This is a genomic window from Micromonospora sp. NPDC049359, assembly GCF_044466585.1.
Classification (GTDB): domain Bacteria; phylum Actinomycetota; class Actinomycetes; order Mycobacteriales; family Micromonosporaceae; genus Micromonospora.
On sequence record NZ_JBITMW010000001.1, the window covers coordinates 1,124,583 to 1,143,528 of the forward strand.

Below are 18,946 nucleotides of genomic sequence, written 5' to 3' on the forward strand. Positions count from 1 at the left end.
GGGGACGTGGGCAGTCGTGCTGGCCGCCGCACAGCGACTGCGGCGCAGCACTGACTTCGCCGCAGCGGTTCGCGGTGGCCGACGCGTCGGCCGAGGTGCCGTCGTGGTCCACCTGACCATGCCTTCGGCCACCGACCACAGCACAACGACCTCGCCGGAGCCGGCGCGGGAGCCTGGCGCGGAGCAGCCCTCCGCTCCGGCCCGCGCCGGCTTCGTCGTCTCCAAGGCGGTCGGCAACGCGGTGGTCCGCAACAAGGTCCGGCGCCGACTTCGGGCGCTGGTCCGGGAACGGTTGGACGCGTTGCCCGACGGCAGCACCCTGGTCGTCCGAGCACTGCCCGCCGCGGCCGAGGCGTCGTACGCCCGGCTCACCACCGACCTGGACGCCGCCATCGCGGTTGCCCGGTCGCCACGGGAGAGGCGGCCCCGGTGAGTGCCGATCCGACCGCCACACGCCCGCCGTCGACAGGTGCCCGGGTGCTGATCGCGCCCATCATCGCGTACCGTCGGTGGATAAGTCCGGCACTGCCGGCACGCTGCCGGTTCTACCCGTCGTGCAGTGCGTACGCCCAGGAGGCGCTCGTGCGGCACGGCCCGTTCCGGGGAGTCGTGCTGGCGGTCCGCCGGTTGCTGCGCTGCCACCCCTTTCACCCTGGTGGACATGACCCGGTTCCGGAGCCGGGCAGCCGCCGTCGTGCTGATGTGACTGGAGCCCCGAATTGAGTCTGAGTCTCGACTGGATCTACTACGCGATTTCGTGGATCCTGCTGACCTGGCACTCGGCGTGGGACGCCATCGGGGTGCCGGTCGGCGCGGTGGTCGGCACGAACTTCGCCTGGATCCTGTCCATCATCTTCCTGGTGGTCACCGTCCGGGTGATCCTGTTCCCGGTCTTCGTCAAGCAGATCAAGTCGCAGCGGGCGATGCAGGCGCTCCAGCCCAAGGTCAAGGAGCTGCAGGAGAAGCACAAGGGTGACCGGGAGACGCTCCAGAAGGAGATGATGGAGCTCTACCGGAAGGAAAAGGCCAACCCGCTCATGGGCTGCCTTCCGATGTTCCTCCAGATCCCTGTCTTCCTCGGCCTCTTCCACGTGCTGCGGCGGCTCGACCCGTTCAAGCCCGAGGACAAGAAGACGATCTACGGCTGGACCGTCGATCAGTTCAACAGCGCCTCTCACGCGAAGCTCTTCACGGCCCCGCTCGCTGGCAAGTTCGGCTCCACCGCCGACGAACTGGCGCGGCTCAACGCCAACGGCAACACCACGAAGATCATTGCTGGTGTCCTGGTCCTGGTGATGATCGCCACCACGTATCTGACCAGCCGTCAGATGATCCTCAAGACCGGCTGGGCCGAGGACCCGCAGCAGCGGATGATCCAGCGCCTGATGCTCTACGGCATCCCGGCCTCGCTGCTGATCTCGGGGGCGATCTTCCCGATCGGCGTGATCATCTACTGGGTCACGAACAACCTCTTCACCCTCGGCCAGCAGCAGTGGGTGCTGCGGAAGTTCCCGCCGCCGGTGACCGCGAAGAAGGCCACCGCCCCCGCGGCCAGCCGCAATCCGGTGCAGCCCGCCAAGTCGGGTGGGCTCTTCGGGCGTGGCAAGGCCGCCCCGGCCGCGCCCGTCAAGGCCGCCGCGCCGAAGGTTGCCGGCCCGAAGCCGGGTGCCAAGCCCGCCAACCCGAAGAAGAGCCGCCCCGCCAAGCGGCAGGGCTGACCGCCGTGCGGCCGTCGCCGGGCAACCGGCGACGGCCCGGGCCCCGCACCGCGCAGCCGCCGTATGGCCGGCGCCGGGCGGAACCGGCCGCGCACGGCGCGGTCACGGGCGACACTGCCCGTACAGACGTGCCCGTGGGCACCGGCGACCTCCCGCCGGCCCCGGGAAACCAGCGGACCCGACGGTCCGGCCGAGCGAGTACGGAGATGAGACCGTGACCGAGACCAGCATCCCCCGCGCCGACCAGTCCCTGGACGAGGAGGAGACCGCGACGATCGAGGTGGACGGCGACGACACCGAGGCCGACGACGCCACCGAGGCCCCGGCCGGTGGTCGTGAGAAGAAGAGCGCGGGCGAGAGCGACCTGTTCCGGCAGAGCGAGATTGCGGCCGACTACGTCGAGGGACTGCTCGACATCCTCGACTACGACGGCGACATCGACGAGTTGGTGGCCAGCGGCCGTCCCGTCGTCGAGGTGGTCGGCTCCCGGCTGCAGAACCTGGTCGGCCAGCGTGGCGCCACCCTGGATGCGCTCCAGGAGCTGACCCGGCTCGCCGTCTTCCGGCAGACCGGTACGCCGAGCCGCCTGCTGCTCGACGTCGGTGGCTACCGGGCGAACCGTCGCAAGGAGCTCGCCGCCGTTGCCAAGAACGCAGTCGAGAAGGTGAAGGAGTACGGCGAGCCCGTGCGCCTGGAGGCGATGAACGCGTTCGAGCGCAAGTGCGTCCACGACGTGGTCAACGCCATGGCCGGCGTGGCGAGCGAGTCGGAGGGCGTCGAGCCGAACCGTCGCATCGTCGTACGGCCGGCGGACTGACTCCGTTGACCCACGACGACACCGCGGCTGATGCCGTGACCGGCCCGGGCGGTACGCCGTCCGGGCCGTCGGCTGTCCGGAGCGACAGCCCGGCGGGGTACGACGCGGCGAACGGGAGTCCGCCGTCGCCGGCCGATGCCGCGTTGCCGCCCGAACTGGCTCCGGCCGCGCTGACCCTCTTCGGTGACCGGCTCGACATCGCCGCCGCGTACGCCGAACTGCTGGCCACCGACGGCGTGGTCCGCGGTCTGATCGGCCCGCGGGAGGCGCCCCGGATCTGGGACCGTCACCTCCTCAACTGTGCCGCCGTGGTCGAGCGCATTCCGAGCGACGCGAGCGTGCTCGACGTTGGCTCCGGCGCCGGGCTGCCCGGTCTGGTGTTGGCCATCGCGCGTCCCGACCTGACGGTCACGCTGATCGAGCCGCTCGCGCGGCGCACGTCGTTCCTCATCGAGATCGTCGAGCGGCTCGGCCTGACCCGATCGGTGCGGGTGTTCCGTGGCCGCGCCGACGAGGCCGCCAGTGGGTCGAGCGGCCGGGACCCGATCAGCGGTGACGTGGTGACCGCCCGCGCCGTCGCGCCGTTGGACCGACTGGCCGCCTGGTGCCTACCGCTCGCCGTGCGCGGTGGACGACTGCTTGCCCTCAAGGGATCGTCCGCAGCGGCCGAGATCGAGGAGCACGCTGCCGTCGTGGAACGGCTCGGCGGCGGGGAGGCCGCCGTGCACCTCTGCGGCGTCGGCGTGATCGACCCACCCACCACGGTGGTGGAGATCGTCCGGGAGCGGATGGTCGGCCCGGCCCGACCGGCGGCGAGCAAGCGCTCGCGCGGCGGGCGGACTCGCCGCCGCTGACCATGGCGCCATCGGGCGTCCGGTCGACGGTTTGCCTCGTTGTATCGGTACGGATGGACGACGGAATGAGAACCCGACGTGGACCGGCCACGCCCGTCCGCCGTAGGCTGGCCGCGCGTCGATAATGTGGAGCGGCCGACGGACGTCGCGGACTCCGACCGCTCCCGAGGGGCCGTACGCTCCGGGGTGCGAACGCGGGTGTGGCCAAGTTGACCGGGGCGCGGACCGACCATCCGAAGCGGGCAGGGATGACAGGTGCATGACGACGGCAGGTACGACGATCCACGCGTGACCGGGTCAACCAGCGACCCTGTTTCACGTGAAACCGACTACCCGAGCTGGTCCCCCGGCGTCGCCGGAGCGTCGGTTCCGGTGGACGACGATGTGTTCTCCGCACCGGACGAGGCGGTGGCTCCGACCATCGGGCCGGAGCCGACGATCGGTCGGCGGGCGGCCGACGGACCGAGTCGACCCGCGAATGCCGCCGACGTGCGGCAGACGCCGGGCCGGCGGAACAGAGCTGCGGCGGTGCGCTTCGAGTCCGCCGTGCCCCACCAGCCCACCGCCGCAGCGGCGCGCGACGCCACGCCGGTGGTTCCCGACGTACCGGTCGCGTCGACCGAGTCGTTGGCGGCGGTCGCGACCGACCCCACGTACGTTTCACGTGAAACCCCGACGCGCGAAGAGGATGACCCACCGTTGGCTATGGAGGCGATGCGCGCCGTGCAGATCCTGAATCCCAGTGGCGAGGTGACCATGCCTCGACCGGACCGGACCCGGGTCATGTGCGTCGCCAACCAGAAGGGTGGCGTGGGTAAGACCACGACCACGGTCAACCTCGCGGTGGCGCTCGCCCTGCACGGTAACCGGGTGCTCGTGGTCGACCTGGACCCGCAGGGCAACGCGTCGACCGGTCTGAACGTGCCCCACCACACCGGCATTCCAGACGTCTACGACTGCCTGATCAACAGCGTGCCGCTGGCCGAGGTGGCGCAGGCGGTCGAGGGCATCCCCAACCTGTGGTGCGTACCGGCCACGATCGACCTCGCCGGGGCGGAGATCGAGTTGGTGTCCGTGGTGGCCCGCGAGTCGCGCCTCGACCGTGCCATCGCCGCCTACCCGGGCCAGTTCGACTACGTCTTCATCGACTGCCCGCCCTCGCTCGGCCTGCTGACGGTCAACGCCCTGGTCGCCGCGCAGGAGGTGCTGATTCCGATCCAGTGCGAGTACTACGCGCTGGAAGGCCTCAACCAGCTGATCAACAACATCAACCTGGTACGGCAACACCTCAACCCGAAGCTCGACGTCTCCACGATCCTGCTCACCATGTACGACCGTCGTACCCGCCTCGCGGACGCGGTCGAGCAGGACGTCCGGAACCACTTCGGCGACAAGGTGCTCCAGGCGGTCATCCCCCGCAACGTGCGGGTGTCGGAGGCACCCAGCTACGGCCAGTCGGTCATGACCTACGATCCCGGTTCGCGGGGCGCCACGAGCTACTTCGAGGCCGCCCAGGAGATCGCCGAGCGGGGCGTCAAGGAGCCGGTGGGCCGGAATGCGTAGTGGGGACGAGTCGCTGGGAGGCGTGGCATGAAGAACCGCCCTCGGGGCGGTCTGGGGCGGGGCCTGGGGGCTCTCATCCCGACCGGGCCCGTGCCGGGTGCCGCCGGCACCGTGACTGCCGAGCCGGAGAACGGGAGCGTCGACGCTGACGAGGGCGTGACCCCCACTGCCCTCCACACGGCCCCGGTAGGCGCCGCCGCCCACCAACCGGAGCCCGAGCTCAGCCCCGTGCCGGGCGCTCGGTTCGCGGAGATCCCGGTCGACGCGATCATGCCGAACCCGAAGCAGCCGCGCCAGGTTTTCGACGAGGAGGCGTTGGAGGAGCTGAAGACCTCCATCCGGGAGGTTGGCTTCCTGCAGCCGATCGTGGTGCGCCAGCTCGACGACGAGAAGTACGAGCTGGTGATGGGCGAGCGCCGTTGGCGCGCGGCCCAGGCGGTGGGACGGGACAATATCCCGGCCATCGTCCGGGACACCCGCGACGACGCCATGCTCCGGGACGCGCTGCTGGAGAACATCCACCGCGCCAACCTGAACCCGCTGGAAGAGGCCGCCGCGTACCAGCAGTTGCTGGAGGAGTTCGGCGCCACCCACGAGGAACTGGCCCGTCGGATCGGCCGCAGCCGGCCGCAGATCTCCAACACGATCCGGCTCCTCAACCTGCCGGCCCAGGTGCAGCGCCGGGTTGCCGCCGGCATCCTCTCCGCCGGCCATGCCCGCGCTCTGCTCAGCCTCGACGACTCCGAGGCCCAGGAACAGCTGGCGTTGCGGATCGTCGCCGAAGGGCTGTCGGTACGGGCGACCGAGGAGATCGTGGCTCTGACGCTGAACGACGGCCCGGCGAAGGGACCGGCCGCCAAGCGGCGACCGAAGCCCCACGCGCCCGCCCTGTCGGATCTCGCTGACCGTCTGTCGGACCGCTTCGACACGCGGGTGAAGGTCGACATCGGTCGGAGCAAGGGCAAGATCACCATCGAGTTCGCCACCGTGGATGATCTGGAACGGATCGTCGGCATCATCGGCGTACCGGAGGAGGGGTCGCAGGACTGACGTCCGCGATCTTCCGTCAAGGGCCGCGCCTCTCCAGGGGGCGCGGCCCTCGCGCGTACGGCCTCGTTTCACGTGAAACCGGCGCCCGAAGCGGCTCTTGGATCTCGACCCGGCGTCGCCGAGGTGCCGGCCGAACGCGTTCACCCGCCACGGCCCACGAGGGCGTCCCAGGCGGCCGGGTGAGCCGGGGAGGTCCCCTCTGCCGCCCGAGGGCGGCAGCGACCCGCTCAGGCGGCGCGCGGGCCACCGCTTGCGGGGCCCGGGTCGCGGCGTCCGGCTCCGCGGCCAAGTCATCGCGTTTCACGTGAAACGCCCCTCGGCGGGCGAGGGCACCCACGCATGCCGGCACCGCCGGGAGTGGTGGTCCGGAGCGCGACCGGCCGGCGGGCGGGCAACGATCGAGGGGCCGAAAAGTTATCCACACCCGTTGTCCACAGGCACCCCCCGTTTCACGTGAAACGCCGCGTGAAAGCGGGTGACAGCCTGTGGATGACCGCATGTATGGACGCCCTCGGCAGCCTGTGGATATCGACTCGCCGGCCGACGACGACGGGCCCCGGCGATCGACGTCGGACGCTGATCGTGGCGGTTGGAACCGGTCGAACAGGTAGGGACAGCGGTGCCAGACTCGGTTAGGGTCAGCGTCGTGCGCGACACCCCTCCCTCAGTCCCGGACTTCACCCAGTGGCCCTCGTTTCCCTTCGAGGGCGAGCTGCGGGTGAAGCAGCTCGAAGAACCGGTCCCGGTCGAACCGCCCCGCAAGGGCGAGGGTCTCCGGGAATGCACCGCCTGCAACGCACCCGACGACGCCTACATCTGGGTGGGAGAGCGGTGGCGGGTCCGTGCCATGGACCGGCCGACCGGCCTGCCGATGGTGCTCATCCTCGAATCGCGGAGCCACCTGGACCTGGGTGACCTGCCGAACCTGCTCGCCGCCGAGCTGGGGGTGATGACGGTTCGTCTCGAGCGGGCCATCCGGTCGCTGGACGGTGTGGCGCGGGTGCACGTGAACCGGTGGGGCGACGGCTCCGCCCACCTGCACATGTGGTTCCTCGCCCGGCCGTACGGTCGGCTCCAACTACGGGGAACCTTCCTGTCCCTGTGGGACTCCATCCTGCCGCCGATCTCCGAGGAGCAGTGGCGGGAGAATCTGGCGCTCGTCGCCGCCTGGCTCGCCGAGTTCGGTGGCCGACCGTTGGCCGAGCCGCCCCGCATCCAGTGGCAGGCCCCGTCGAGTCTGCTGGCCCAGTCCGCGGCGGCGGCCGCGCATGCCGCAGCCGCTCAGGATGACGCCGTGTCTGTCATCGAGGCGGCCGAGGAGATTCCCGAGCCAGTCGAGGACGCAGACGGCAACGTCGATGACGACCTCGGTTCCGAGTCGCCGGCTGCGGCGGAGGACCAGTCTGTGGACAGCGGCGACCCGGTAACGGCCATCGCTGACGACGCCGACGGTTCGACAGCCGCCACAGCGTCCGAGCCGAAGTCGCCCGTCAGCCCGGTACTCGATGCCCCTGCGGTCGAGTCGGTCGCCGACGGCACGACGACCTCGGAGCCGGAACGCGACGCCGAGGATCCGGCACCGGGGATTCCGGTCGTCCCAGCCCAGCGGAGGCCCCCCGCCGACGACGCCAGCGACGGCGGAGCCACCCCGCCCGGCGTGAGCGCACCGCGCTGATCACCGGTTGCGCGTGGGGGTTGGCGGACGACAGTCCGGATGTCGAGCCACCCCCACGCTCGCCGCGGCGGGCGGCGGCAATGCCGGGTGCGGACCAACGCTCGGAAATGCCCTCGCGCGCCGAGCCCTGAGCAGATCACCGACGCTCGCATCCGGCTCGGTGCCGGACAAACCCGAGCCGCCAAGTTACGTCTCTCGCGCTGGACACTCAGCCGCCTCTCGACACCGCGCCCCGCTGACCCGTCGCGGCCGGACGGCGACGCTTGACTACAGCGTCAGACGCGCGGATCGCGGAGATCCGAATGGCCTCGGTAGTGCCGGCGGTGACTCACGACCCCCATGTCGGGACTCCGTCGCGGTGGTTGCCTGCCTAATCTGCGTGGACCGCAGCCTTGCTGCCGATGCCGAGCGCACGGGTGAGCCTCACCATGGTTCGGGCGAGTCGGGAAGGCACGGAGTCCGGGGCTGGGATGGTGACCGGTCGCACGCGGCCGTTGTGCAGCGCGGTGAACCGCCATCCCTCGGGCGTGTGGACCGCAACGAGAGTCTGGCGGGACAGGCGCCTTTTCGGTAGTTGAGAACGCCACGGCATCTGGACCGAGGCGGTGCCATGGACGATGGCGATGTCGGGGCTGAGGTAGCGAATGGATTCGATGTCACCGACGAGTGCCGAGTCGGCGAGCACACCCCGGAAGAGCTGGTCGTGGGCGCGTTGCATCGGCTTTCGCCCGATGGCGCGGGTGCCGTCGTACGAGACGTAGTCGGAGTCTTCGGTGAAGCAGGCTGCGTAGGCGACAGCGTCGTTGTCCGTCCAGGCCTGCTTGAGGCGGTGGAAGAGAGCTGTGATCTCGTGGTCTTCGGTAGCCATGGCTACACCCCTCTAGTATTATTCGATGGTCGAACCTTACGATAGCAGGAGTCTTCGAGTGTCGAAACATGAACTGGTCGGCTTGGTGGCCGCCGAACTTCGGCTGCTGCAGCAGAGCTTCGACGCTTTCGACGAGGCCGCCGCCGCCACCCTCAAGCTCAACCGAACGGACCTGCGAGCGTTGGACCTGCTTCTGGCCGGCGAGGGTTGCCTGTCGGCTGGCGAACTCAGCCAGGCCCTGAAACTCAGCCCGGCCGCCACAACCACTGTCATGGACCGACTTGAGCGCACCGGATTCGCGAACCGGATCTCCGACCCGAACAACAGACGACGCGTCCTCGTTGCCGCGACCGACGCGGCTCGCGCCGCTGAGCGAGACATATACGCACCGGTCGGTGTCGCCGGAGCGCAAGCGCTTGCCGAGTACAGCCTCGACCAGCTCGCCACGATCCTTCACTTCCTGCAGACTGCCCGCCACGTGCAGGAGGACCAGGCGACGCGGATCAGCCGACACGAACCCGACGATCTCTGACGCTGCTCACCGGTTGCTGCCTGGAGCGCGCTCGGCCGCCGCGAACGCCGCCACCAGCCGGTACCGCTCCGGCTCTCCACCAGGTGCCTGCTCACCTACCCCGTGCGCGATCGAGGACCAGGTTCACGGGCGTGCAGGGTGTCACGAGGGGTGCCCGAAGGTACCCGATCGGTCGGGTCAGGACGGGTGGCGGGCGGCGGCCCGGCTGACCAGTGAGCCGAGCAGGCGGCCGAAGTCCAGGCCGGCCGCCTGGACGGCCAGCGGCAGCAGTGAGGTCTCCGTCATGCCGGGCGAGACGTTGACCTCCAGCACGTGCGGACGGCCCTCAGCGTCCACGATCACGTCGACCCGGGAGAGGTCCCGCAGACCGAGCGCGGTGTGCGCGGCCAGCGCCACGTCGGCCACCGAAGCGGCCACCTCCGGCTCCAACCGGGCCGGAGCGTGCCAGGTGGTGCGGCCGGCGGTGTAGCGGGCGGCGTAGTCGTACACGCCGTTGCGCGGCACGATCTCCACCGGTGGCAGCGCCTGCGGACCGTCTCCCAGGTCGATCACGGAGACCGCCACGTCGATCCCGGGCACGTACCGCTCGACGAGGGCCGTCGGGTCGTACGCGAAGCAACCGACCATCGCGGCCGGGAGGGACGCGGCGTCCCGGACCACGGCGGCGCCCAGACCGGAGCCACCCTGCGCCGGCTTGACCATCAACGGCAGGCCGAGCCGGTCGGCGATGCGGTCCAGCACGGCGACCGCCCCGAGTTCGGAGAAACGGTCGTGCGGCAGGGCCACCCAGTCGGGGGTGGGGATGCCAGCTTCGCGGAGCACCGCCTTCGCCGAGGGCTTGTCCCAGGCGAGCCGGGAGGACCGGGCGTCGCAGCCGACGTACGGGATGCCGCACAGGTCCAGCACTCCTCGCAGTGAGCCGTCCTCGCCGGTCGCGCCGTGCAGAGCGATCACGACGGCGTCCGGCGGATCGGTGGTCAGGGACGGCAGGAGGGCCACGTCGGCATCCCGCAGTTCGGCGTCGACGCCGACGGCGCGCAGGGCGTCGAGCACGCGCCGACCGGAGCGCAACGACACGTCCCGCTCGTAGGAGAGTCCGCCCGCGAGGACCAGCACTCGCAGGTCGGCCGCGACGGCGGAATCGGTCACGGAGAAGCGCTCGGCAGCGGTCGTACCCATGCCGGCATCATGCCAAGTCGGGACCCGGCACGTCGGAGCCGGGCCGGCCGCGGCGGCCGGCGACACCGCCGACGGCACCGAAGACGCGCCGCGTCGCGAGTTCCTGCTCCATGACGCCCGCCAACCGGCGTACGCCCTCGCGGATGCGCTCCGGAGGCGGGAAGCTGAAGTTCAGCCGCATCGCGTCGGTGCCCGTGCCGTCGGCGTAGAAGCCGGTGCCGGGCACGTAGGCGACCCGGGCGGCGATGGCGCGCGGCATCATGGCCTTGGAGTCCAGGCCCTCGGGCAGGGTGGCCCAGACGAAGAGCCCGCCAGCCGGGGTGGTCCAGCTGGTGCCCTCGGGCATCAGATCGGCCAACGCGTCGAGCAGGGCGTCACGGCGTTCCCGGTAGACCTCGCGGTAGACCTTGAGCTGCTGCCGCCACGGCATCGTGCCCAGGTAGGTGGAGACGGCGGACTGGGCGTAGACGCTGGGGCAGAGGATCTGCGCCTCACTGGCGATGACGATCTTGTCGCGGACCGCGTGCGGCGCCAGGATCCAGCCCACCCGCAGGCCGGGAGCGAACGTCTTGGAGAAGGTGCTGATGTAGAAGACGCCGTCGCGCCGCCGGGCCCGCAGCGGCGCCGGGGCCTCACCCTCGAAACCCAGTTGGCCGTACGGGTCGTCCTCGACCACGAGCAGGCCGGCGCGTTCGCAGATGTCGAGTACGCGCTCGCGGCGTTCCTCGCTGAGCGTCACGCCAGCCGGGTTCTGGTAGGTCGGGATCGTGTAGAGGAACTTGACGCGTCGGCCGGCCCGGGCGAGGTCGGCGATGGCCGTCTCCAGCGCCTCGGGAATCAGCCCGTCGGCGTCCATCGGCACGTGCGCCACCTGTGCCTGGGCGGCCTGGAACACCCCGAGCGCGCCCACGTAGGTCGGGCCCTCGGCGAGCACCACGTCGCCTGGGTCGAGGAAGAGCCGGGCGACCAGGTCGAGCGCCTGTTGACCGCCGACCGTGACCACCACGTCCTCGGGGGAGGCGCCGCACGCGGCGTCGATGCCGGAGAGGGCCATCACCTCGCAGATCCGCTCGCGCAGCTCCAGGGTGCCCTGGCCGATGCCGTACTGGAGGGTGGTGACCCCGTGCTCGGAGCCGAGCCTGCCCAGCATCTCGCCGACCGCGTCGAGCGGCAGCGCGGCGATGTACGGGGCGCCGCCGGCGAGCGACACGACCTCCGGTCGACTGGCCACCGCGAAGAGTGCTCGGATCTCGGAGGCGGTCATCCCGCGCACGCGCCGGGCATACCGGTCGGTGTAGTCGTCGAGTGTCGTGCCGGTCATGACCTCACCTCGATCACTGCTCGGGTGGCTACCGCCCCGGGTACCCCGCCTGCTCGTGTCCATGGCGGCGGCACACCGATTGTCGATCCTAGTCCGCCGAGGCCTGGTTGCCGCCGTGCCGGAACGGATCGACCACATGGCGGACCCTGCGGCCGGGGGTGGGGATCTGCGCATCCCCTCCCGTACGGTCGATCGGCGGCGTACGATCGCTCGTCGGGGGCAGGAAGGCGGCGCTGTCGTTCCGTGCCGGTCTCACCACCGAGCCTATTGTGGGGATGCGCCATATGTCGCGACGTCTGGTCAGCCTGACCCTCGACACGCTGGAGGATCTTCCGCGCCCCTGCCGCCAGTGCGTCTACTGGGAGCTTGATCCGGTCTCCGCGGACCGGGCGTGCGCCGCCGGTGACCCGGGCCTGGAGAAGGAGGCGTGGGTCTCCCAGACCCTGCTGGAGTGGGGGTCCTGCGGCAAGCTCGCGTACGTCGACGGGATGCCGGCGGGCTTCGTGATGTACGCGCCACCCGCCTACGTTCCCCGCTCGATGGCGTTCCCGACGTCGCCGGTCTCGGCCGATGCCGCGCTGTTGATGACCGCCAACGTGGTCGCCGCGTTCGCCGGGGGCGGGTTGGGCCGGATGTTGGTGCAGGGTGTCGCACGGGACCTGACGAAGCGTGGCATCAAGGCGATCGAGGCGTTCGGCGACGCCAAGTTCGGTGACGCCGACGATCCGGCCGGCGGCTGCGTGGCACCGGCCGACTTCTTCCTCTCCGTCGGCTTCAAGACGGTACGTCCGCATCCCCGTTTTCCCCGGCTGCGCCTCGAACTGCGTACCGCGCTGAGCTGGAAGTCCGACGTCGAGTACGCGCTGGAGAAGCTGCTTGGCTCGATGAGCCCGGAGACGCTGCTCCGGCCGGTCCGGCCCGCCCCGGCCACCCGCTCCACCGGTGGCTGAGCGGGATCAGTCGACCACGGTGCCGGCGGCCACGACCGCACGCAGTTCGCTGACGTCGAGCGAGCCGGTCGGCACGTCCCGCTCGATCGGGTAGTACATCCGCTGGACGGCGGCCACGATCGCCTCCACCACCCGGTCGCGGAAGCGGGGATCGACGAGCCGGGCGCGGTCCACGGGCGAGGTGAGGTAGCCGACCTCGACCCGGACCGCCGGCATCCTCGTCAGTCGCAGCAGGTCCCACGCCTTGGCGTGCGTACGGCAGTCCCGCAGCCCGGTCCGCGCCACGATCTCCCGCTGCACCAGACCCGCCAACCGTTCACCGGTCGCCGAGGTCACCCCGTTGTCGGTGCCGTAGTGGTAGGTCGCCACCCCCTCCGCGTCCGGGTTGGCGTGCCCGTCGAGGTGCAGGGAGATGAACACGTCGGCGCCGAGCGAATTCGCCAGCAACGCCCGGTCGGTGTCCGGCAGGCACGCGTCGGGCGCCGGACCCCGGGTGAGCTGAACCCGGACCCCGGACGCTGCGAGTCGTCCCTCCAGCCGGCTCGCCAGGTCGTGCACGAGGTCGGCCTCCGTCCAGCGCAGCGGGCCGTCCGGCACCACCATCCCGGGGTCGGTGCCACCGTGGCCGGGGTCGATGACCACCGTCTTACCGACCAGCGCCGGTCCGGACTGGCGGATCGCGTCGGACTCGCGCAACCACTGGGGGCGACCGCCGACGACCTTGCGACCGATCCGGCGCAGCGCGTCCATCGTGTGCGGGCCGCAGGAGCCGTCGGGCGTGAGACCCACCTCGCGCTGGAACTGGGCCACGGCCCGGGACGTCCGGATGCCGTAGATGGCGTCGGCGCGGCCGACGTCGTACCCCATCTCCAGCAGCCGTTCCTGCAGCGACCGGACATCCTCGCCGGTGAGCGGCTCGGGGACCGCGTGGTAGAGGGTGCGGGCACCGAGTCGCCAGCGTGCGGCCTCCAGCGCGCCCCAGGTCTCCGAGCCGACCCGGCCGTCCACGCTGAGCCCCCGCGACTGCTGGAACGCGCGGACCGCGCGTTCGGTGTCCAGGTCGAACTCGTCGCTGTGCGGGCCGGCGGCGGCGAGCAGGTCGAGGCCGGTGAGGATGGTACGGATCTCCGTGACCGCAGGTCCCCGGTCTCCGGGTCGGATCGGACGCACGCACGACCCCCTCTGCACGAGTCTGGCTGGCCGGGCGGCGGCCTGAGCTTGAGGCTATGCGTTCCGGACCGGTGACGGGCTCGGGCCGGGAAAAACACCGAACCCCGCACCCGACGAGCGGGCACGGGGTTCGGTGGTGTCTGCGCTGATCAGAGGGCCGACTCGATGAGCCGGACCAGCTCACCCTTCGGCTTGGCGCCGGCGATCGACTGCACGGGCTGGCCGTTCTTGAAGACGGTGAGGGTCGGCACCGACATGACCCGGTAGGCCCGGGCGGTCTCCGGGTTCTCGTCGATGTTGAGCTTCACGATGGTGACCTGGTCGCCCATCTCGCCCGCGATCTCCTCGAGCAGCGGCGACACCTTACGGCACGGCCCGCACCACTCGGCCCAGAAGTCCACCAGCACCGGCTTGTCGGCCTGCAGCACGTCGGCGACGAAACTCGCGTCCGTGACCGCCTTGGTATTTCCCACTATTGCCCTCCTCCGGGATGTGTTTCCTGTTTCAGCTGAGCGTCGCGATGAACCGCTCGGCGTCGAGCGCGGCGGCACAGCCGGTGCCGGCCGCGGTGATCGCCTGGCGGTAGGTGTGGTCGACCACGTCACCGGCGGCGAAGACGCCGGGCACGCTCGTCCGGGTGCTGGGGGCCTGGACCTTCACGTAGCCCTCGTCGTCCAGCTCGACCTGGCCCTGGAACAGCTCACTGCGGGGGTCGTGGCCGATGGCCACGAACACGCCGGTCACGTCCAGCACCTTGGTCTCGCCGCTGTGTACGTTGCGGACCCGTACGCCGGTGACCTTGCCGTCAGCGCCCAGGACCTCTTCGACGGTGCTGTTCCACTCGACCTTGATCTTCTCGTTGCTCAGCGCCCGGTCGGCCATGATCTTGCTGGCCCGGAAGGAGTCGCGTCGGTGGATGATGGTCACCGAGTCGGCGAAGCGGGTGAGGAAGCTGGCCTCCTCCATCGCCGAGTCACCACCGCCGACGACGACGATGTGCTGGTTGCGGAAGAAAAAGCCGTCACAGGTGGCGCACGAGGAAACACCGTGGCCCAGGTACTCCTGCTCGCCCGGCACGCCCAGCGGACGCCAGGCCGAACCGGTGGAGAGGATCACGGCGCGGGCGCGGTAGGCGGTCTCGCCGACCCACACGGTGCTCGTCGCGCCCGAGCCGGCGTCGCCGGTGTCGACCAGCTCGACCCGCGTCACGTCGTCGGTCAGGAACTCGGCGCCGAACCGCTCGGCCTGCTTGCGCATGTTGTCCATCAGCTCGGGGCCGAGGATGCCGTCGGCGAAGCCGGGGAAGTTCTCCACCTCGGTCGTGGTCATCAGCGCGCCGCCGGACTGCGAGCCCTCGATGATCAGCGGCTTGAGGTTGGCGCGCGCCGCGTAGACCGCCGCCGTGTAACCGGCCGGGCCGGAGCCGATGATGATCAGGTTGCGGACCTCGTCCACTGCCGTCTCCCGAGTTGTGTGTGTTCGGCGTCGGCGCGCGCACCGATGCTGATCCGAGTGCCGACGCCTGGGGGGTGCCGGCAGCTGACTTCCAGAACGTCATCGTACGAAGCGGGGATTCCCGAACCGGGCAACCGGTGGGTCAGGTCACGTGGACGCTCATCGTGCTGCGGATTCACCCTACCCGCGCGGAATACCGGCTGTCCGAGCCGGACCCGGGTACGCCGCACTCGGCGCCGCTCACCCAGGCCCAGCGCGATCCGGTCGCGTCGGTGAACCGGATGACGAGCGCCTGCTCGCCCTGGAACCGCGCGTAGTCGATCATTTCGACGGCGAGTGGACCCGAGCCGTGCTCCGCCGCCACGGACGACAGGCACGTGCTCAACGCGGCCTCGGTGGTGAGCCGGGCGAGCTGATTCGACCCGTCGGGGGAAGGTCGTCGCTCACCTCCGGTGTCCGCCCCGGGCTGCTCACGGGGGCCACTGCCGCTCGAACCCAGCAACGGGGACGACGGGCTCGGCGTGCCGCCGAGGCTCTGCGGGGTGTAGTCGGTACCGCTGTGCAGGGTCGGGCCGGACGTGCGGACCGTCCCGCCGGCGGCGAGGTCACGAGGCGCGTTGACCGGACGCTCCATGGCACCGCTGTCCGCGGTGTTGGTCGAGAGGTGACTGAGCCCCAGACCGACCGCGACGACGGCGGCGGCCGCGACGGCCACCGGGGTGGCGGCGCGGACCCAGCGACGCCGCCGACGACCCGGGCCGGTGGGGCCGCGCCCCGACTCGGCGGGGAACGAGGTGGTGGGCCGACGTCCACCCTGCGCCGGCACGGTCACCGGTGTGGCGTCGGCCGGCGGGGTGTCCGCCGCCACCAGCGCGGCGGCGATTCGTTCGGCCACGGCGGACGGCAGCTCCGGTGCGGGCTCGGCCCACCGGGTCAGGTCGCTGCGGACCTGCGTCACCGCGGAGGCCAGCAGCGCGTACGCCTCAGCCCAGGCCGGGTCCGTGGACACCAGTTCGGCGATCCGGGCCTGCTGCGGGGTGCCGTCCAACGCTCCGCCGAGGTAGTCAGCGAGCAGGTCGGCGTCGACCTCCCGGAACTCCTCGGTCGTCACGTGTCCTCCTGATTGGCGTCCTGCCGGATGCGAACCGACCCCGATCCGACGCCCTCGGCCGGGCGTGGGTTCCCCGTCGTGACGTCGGGCACGTCCGGTTCGACCGGTCCGGGGCGCGTCGGCGGGGGGCGGAGGTGCCCGAGCAGCACCGCCAACCGGGCCCGGCCCCGGGCGCACCGGCTCTTCACCGTCCCCTCGGCGACCCCGAGGATGCGGGCCACCTCGGCCACCGGGTAGCCCTGCACATCCACCAGTACCAGGGCGGCCCGCTGCTCGACCGGAAGCGCGGCGAGCGCCGCGCGAACGACGAGCGCGGTGTCGTGGTCCTGCACGGGCGCGGCCGGCTCGACGCCGCCGGTGCCCGACCCGTCGGCCCGGTTGCCGTCGGGCAGCGGCACCGTGGGGTGCGCCTGCCGGCGGCGGATGCGGTCCAGGCAGGCGTTCACCACGATCCGGTGCAGCCACGTGGTGACGGCGGAGTCACCACGGAAGCGGGCCGCCGCGCGGTGCGCCGACAGCAGGGCGTCCTGGAGCGCGTCGGCGGCCTCCTCACGGTCGCCGAGGGTCCGCAGGGCCACCGCCCAGAGCCGATCGCGGTGCCGGTGGAACAGGGCCGCGAAGGCGTCCCGGTCGCCGGCGACGTGGGCGCGCAGCAGCTCCAGATCCGTTGCCGCGTCGCGCCCGTCCATCACCGCGTCCGGCTGATGCGGTGTCCGGGGCGTGCCGTGCGGCTCACGAACCCTGGACCGTGATCTCCTGCACTCCCAGCTTGAAGCCGCCGTCGTCGCCGTTGGGCGGCAACTCGGTGAACCAGAGCAGCAGGTACCGGTACTTCTGGTCGGCGTCGAAACCGTTGAAGGTCATCGTGGTGCCGTCGTGCTCCTTGAGGACACCGATCTCCGTCTTGTAGTTCGACACCATCGACTTGTCGCCGTTGGAGGTCGCCGGGTAGGTCGTCGTGCCGGCGAGCAGCTTCGCGGTGGCGCCTCGACCGGAGAGCACGGCCTGTACCGACTTCACCGTGTGCGGGGCGCCCAGGTCGAGCCAGACACCCATGCCGGACTTGAGGTTGCCGTACGTGGCGTTCGGGTAGCGGTCGGTCTCCCAACCCTTGTCGTTGTCGCCATCGGTCATCTTCTTGGCGCCGTCGAGCTCGTCCCGCGGGGCGCTGTCCGGGTCGATGATCCGGATGTCCTGCACCTTGAGATTGCGCACCGTGGCGGCGGCCGGGGTGGCCTCGCCGGCCGGAGCGCTGGCACTCGGCGTCGCCCCGGCGGTCTCCTGCGGGTCCTTGTCGTCACCGCCGAGCGCGCTGATGCCGATGAGCAGGCCGACCAGCGCGACCGCCAGCAGACCGGCGATGCCGATGGCGACCTTGCGACCGCCCGCGGCGGCCAGCGGCGACGGCTCTTCCCCGGTCTCGGCGGTGAACCGCAGCGGCCCGCCGTTGTCGAGGTAGTGCTCCTCCTCGGCCGGCACGTCCAGCCGGGCCAACTCGGCCGCCAGCACGTCGGACGACGGCGGCGCGATGTCGGCGTCGAGCAGGTCCATCGTCAGGTCGTCCAGGTACGCGGGCACACCGGCCCGCACCTGGCGGGGCGCCGCGAGGGCGGCTCCGGCGTCCCGGACGGCGTCGGGGATGGCGGCCCGCCCGTGACCGGCGGTGGCCCCGCGCAGCGGCGCCTCGGTGTGCGGCCAGTGACCGGTCAGCGCGAAGTAGAGGACGCCGCCGACCGCCCGGATGTCGCTCTCCTGGCTGTCGTCGCCGTCGGTGCGGGCGTCGGCCAGGACCACGCGGCCATCATCGCTGATCATGACGGTGCCGGGGTGGACGTTGCCGTGCACCATGCCGGTGGCGTGCACCGCGGCCAGCGCGCTGGCGACGGCGTTGCCGACAGCGGTGGCGCGAGCCGGGTCCAGCGGACCATCGGCGGCCAGATCGCGCAGCGACTGCCCGTCCACCCACTCGCGGACCACGTACGCCCGCTCGGCCTCGTCGATGGCGTCGTACACGCCGACGAGGTTGGGGTGGATGACCCGGCTGGCCGCGACGGCCGCCTGAAGCATCTCGGTGGCGGAGTCGCCACCCGGGTAGCGCAGCACCACCGCGACAGGGCGGCGCAGGATGACGTCGACCCCGCGCCAGACCAGCCGACCCGCGCTGTCGTTGTTGATGTGCTCGACCAGCTCGTAACGCTCGGCGAGGATCTCACCGGCCGTGGGAGCACCGAAGGTCATGATCGGAGGAGCGCTCTCGTCCGCCTCCTGACCCTCGCCGACCTGGGTCACCCGTCCTCCCTCGGTGATCGTGTCGATCGATGGACCCGTACTGCTGGGCATGTGGCTTCCCGCTCTGCCGTTGAAGGAACCGGCCAACCGGTGTCGGCGCCTGCCGTACCCGTCGAGAGCGACCTTACCCGGGTTGCCCGTCTCCCCGACATGTCATCTTCTTGCCGTACCCGGCGGGGTGCCGGGGATCGGGGAAGTCGTCCGGTTACGACCGTTGTCAGCCACGTTGCTGGCACATGTACTAGCTAATCTACGGCTTCACCACAAGTGACCGACGTCGGGGCCGGGCCGGGCGTGCCGCCCTCGTCCACCAGCCGGTTTCCCGCCGATCGGACGCCCACGCTCAGCCGTACGGCTGGTTATCCACAGGCCGATCCGGCGGCTGACCGGTGAA

The 18,946-nt window shown here is 71.1% G+C and carries 19 protein-coding genes; 10 read left to right on the plus strand and 9 right to left on the minus strand.

Translation table 11 applies throughout. The features are described 5' to 3' along the window. Positions 1-16 precede the first annotated feature (16 nt). The 8 genes from rnpA to ACIBTX_RS05270 all read left to right on the plus strand — a co-directional run bounded on the left by rnpA (position 17) and on the right by ACIBTX_RS05270 (position 7,677). Complete coding sequence (rnpA, locus tag ACIBTX_RS05235) at positions 17-433, plus strand: ribonuclease P protein component (protein WP_357131283.1); 417 nt, start codon at positions 17-19, stop codon at positions 431-433. Next, positions 430-723, plus strand: coding sequence for a membrane protein insertion efficiency factor YidD (yidD, locus tag ACIBTX_RS05240; RefSeq protein WP_357131286.1), 294 nt, complete (start codon positions 430-432; stop codon positions 721-723). The genes rnpA and yidD overlap by 4 nt, the downstream gene beginning before the upstream one ends. Before the next feature lie 2 nt (positions 724-725). Then, positions 726-1,718: a membrane protein insertase YidC gene (yidC, locus tag ACIBTX_RS05245; protein ID WP_357131790.1), complete on the plus strand. Its 993-nt coding sequence runs from the start codon at positions 726-728 to the stop codon at positions 1,716-1,718. Positions 1,719-1,932: 214 nt separating this feature from the next. Continuing rightward, positions 1,933-2,535 (plus strand): R3H domain-containing nucleic acid-binding protein, encoded by a 603-nt coding sequence (locus ACIBTX_RS05250; RefSeq protein WP_357131289.1) that lies wholly within the window; start codon positions 1,933-1,935, stop codon positions 2,533-2,535. A gap of 155 nt (positions 2,536-2,690) precedes the next feature. Then, positions 2,691-3,389: a 16S rRNA (guanine(527)-N(7))-methyltransferase RsmG gene (gene rsmG / locus ACIBTX_RS05255; RefSeq protein WP_396832136.1), complete on the plus strand. Its 699-nt coding sequence runs from the start codon at positions 2,691-2,693 to the stop codon at positions 3,387-3,389. A 255-nt stretch (positions 3,390-3,644) separates the two neighbouring features. Further along, positions 3,645-4,952, plus strand: coding sequence for an AAA family ATPase (locus ACIBTX_RS05260; RefSeq protein ID WP_357131292.1), 1,308 nt, complete (start codon positions 3,645-3,647; stop codon positions 4,950-4,952). Positions 4,953-4,979: 27 nt separating this feature from the next. After that, positions 4,980-6,002: a ParB/RepB/Spo0J family partition protein gene (locus tag ACIBTX_RS05265; protein ID WP_357131295.1), complete on the plus strand. Its 1,023-nt coding sequence runs from the start codon at positions 4,980-4,982 to the stop codon at positions 6,000-6,002. Positions 6,003-6,648: 646 nt separating this feature from the next. Next, positions 6,649-7,677, plus strand: coding sequence for a hypothetical protein (locus ACIBTX_RS05270; protein WP_357171751.1), 1,029 nt, complete (start codon positions 6,649-6,651; stop codon positions 7,675-7,677). Positions 7,678-8,047: 370 nt separating this feature from the next. On the opposite strand, the gene ACIBTX_RS05275 is transcribed toward ACIBTX_RS05270, so the two are convergent. After that, the gene (locus ACIBTX_RS05275) at positions 8,048-8,545 is read right to left on the minus strand and encodes an SgcJ/EcaC family oxidoreductase (protein ID WP_396832069.1); all 498 of its coding nucleotides are present in this window, start codon (positions 8,543-8,545) and stop codon (positions 8,048-8,050) included. A 25-nt stretch (positions 8,546-8,570) separates the two neighbouring features. Here ACIBTX_RS05275 and ACIBTX_RS05280 point away from each other — a divergent pair, with 25 nt between their 5' ends. Beyond that, complete coding sequence (locus ACIBTX_RS05280) at positions 8,571-9,077, plus strand: MarR family transcriptional regulator (protein WP_357131304.1); 507 nt, start codon at positions 8,571-8,573, stop codon at positions 9,075-9,077. Between the two features lie 177 nt (positions 9,078-9,254). On the opposite strand, the gene ACIBTX_RS05285 is transcribed toward ACIBTX_RS05280, so the two are convergent. Together ACIBTX_RS05285 and ACIBTX_RS05290 are read right to left on the minus strand one after the other, a co-directional pair. Next, positions 9,255-10,256, minus strand: a complete 1,002-nt coding sequence (locus tag ACIBTX_RS05285) for a D-alanine--D-alanine ligase (RefSeq protein ID WP_357131307.1) — start codon at positions 10,254-10,256, stop codon at positions 9,255-9,257. Positions 10,257-10,263: 7 nt separating this feature from the next. Further along, positions 10,264-11,577 (minus strand): PLP-dependent aminotransferase family protein, encoded by a 1,314-nt coding sequence (locus ACIBTX_RS05290; RefSeq protein WP_357131310.1) that lies wholly within the window; start codon positions 11,575-11,577, stop codon positions 10,264-10,266. 284 nt (positions 11,578-11,861) lie between these two features. Between ACIBTX_RS05290 and ACIBTX_RS05295 the strand changes: the two genes are divergently transcribed. Beyond that, a complete protein-coding gene (locus ACIBTX_RS05295; protein WP_074315552.1) occupies positions 11,862-12,527 on the plus strand; it encodes a GNAT family N-acetyltransferase in 666 nt (221 codons plus the stop codon). 6 nt (positions 12,528-12,533) lie between these two features. Here the strand turns inward: ACIBTX_RS05295 and ACIBTX_RS05300 are convergent, their stop codons facing one another. The 6 genes from ACIBTX_RS05300 to ACIBTX_RS05325 all read right to left on the minus strand — a co-directional run bounded on the left by ACIBTX_RS05300 (position 12,534) and on the right by ACIBTX_RS05325 (position 18,603). Then, complete coding sequence (locus ACIBTX_RS05300; RefSeq protein ID WP_357131314.1) at positions 12,534-13,697, minus strand: N-acetylmuramoyl-L-alanine amidase; 1,164 nt, start codon at positions 13,695-13,697, stop codon at positions 12,534-12,536. A gap of 149 nt (positions 13,698-13,846) precedes the next feature. Further along, complete coding sequence (trxA, locus tag ACIBTX_RS05305) at positions 13,847-14,170, minus strand: thioredoxin (RefSeq protein WP_007453873.1); 324 nt, start codon at positions 14,168-14,170, stop codon at positions 13,847-13,849. A gap of 31 nt (positions 14,171-14,201) precedes the next feature. Then, entirely contained in the window at positions 14,202-15,152 is a 951-nt protein-coding gene (gene trxB / locus ACIBTX_RS05310) for a thioredoxin-disulfide reductase (protein ID WP_357131317.1), read from the minus strand. Positions 15,153-15,327: 175 nt separating this feature from the next. Next, positions 15,328-16,263, minus strand: a complete 936-nt coding sequence (locus tag ACIBTX_RS05315) for a hypothetical protein (protein WP_357392250.1) — start codon at positions 16,261-16,263, stop codon at positions 15,328-15,330. Continuing rightward, on the minus strand, positions 16,260-16,952 hold the full coding sequence (sigM, locus tag ACIBTX_RS05320; RefSeq protein WP_357131323.1) for an RNA polymerase sigma factor SigM: 693 nt from the start codon (positions 16,950-16,952) through the stop codon (positions 16,260-16,262). The genes ACIBTX_RS05315 and sigM overlap by 4 nt, the downstream gene beginning before the upstream one ends. Before the next feature lie 43 nt (positions 16,953-16,995). Continuing rightward, on the minus strand, positions 16,996-18,603 hold the full coding sequence (locus ACIBTX_RS05325) for a protein kinase family protein (RefSeq protein WP_357131326.1): 1,608 nt from the start codon (positions 18,601-18,603) through the stop codon (positions 16,996-16,998). Positions 18,604-18,946 lie beyond the last annotated feature (343 nt).

Coding starts and splice junctions, on each gene's coding strand:
- ACIBTX_RS05265 (WP_357131295.1), top strand. CDS start 4,980: ATGAAGAACCGCCCTCGGGGCGGTCTGGGGCGGGGCCTGGGGGCTCTC.
- ACIBTX_RS05275 (WP_396832069.1), bottom strand. CDS start 8,545: ATGGCTACCGAAGACCACGAGATCACAGCTCTCTTCCACCGCCTCAAG.
- ACIBTX_RS05280 (WP_357131304.1), top strand. CDS start 8,571: ATGGTCGAACCTTACGATAGCAGGAGTCTTCGAGTGTCGAAACATGAA.
- ACIBTX_RS05285 (WP_357131307.1), bottom strand. CDS start 10,256: ATGGGTACGACCGCTGCCGAGCGCTTCTCCGTGACCGATTCCGCCGTC.
- ACIBTX_RS05290 (WP_357131310.1), bottom strand. CDS start 11,577: ATGACCGGCACGACACTCGACGACTACACCGACCGGTATGCCCGGCGC.
- ACIBTX_RS05295 (WP_074315552.1), top strand. CDS start 11,862: ATGTCGCGACGTCTGGTCAGCCTGACCCTCGACACGCTGGAGGATCTT.
- sigM (WP_357131323.1), bottom strand. CDS start 16,952: ATGGACGGGCGCGACGCGGCAACGGATCTGGAGCTGCTGCGCGCCCAC.
- ACIBTX_RS05325 (WP_357131326.1), bottom strand. CDS start 18,603: ATGCCCAGCAGTACGGGTCCATCGATCGACACGATCACCGAGGGAGGA.